The following is a 226-nucleotide window of genomic DNA, read 5'->3' on the forward strand; positions in this document are numbered from 1 at the left end:
TGTGGTCGACGGTCAGTCGGTGCTCGTGCCGGTCGTGTATCTCGCGCAGGCCAGCCAGCAGAATATCGACGGGCCGCTGATCAGTGCGACGAACATCGATTTCCAGAACGCGCAGTCGTTCACGAACAGCGGAACGATCAAGGCGGACAACACGCTGGCGATCCAGGGCAAGCAGATCGACAACGCGTTCGGCGCGCTGCAAAGCGGCGGGCTGATGTCGCTGAAG

At 61.9% G+C, this 226-nt stretch carries 1 protein-coding gene; it reads left to right on the forward strand.

What is annotated here, in order from left to right:
- Positions 1-226, forward strand: a 226-nt coding sequence (locus tag ACV22W_RS33795; RefSeq protein WP_448023885.1) for a hypothetical protein, incomplete at both ends; no start/stop codon positions are given.

The sequence above is a fragment of the Burkholderia sp. AW49-1 genome (genome assembly GCF_053427845.1).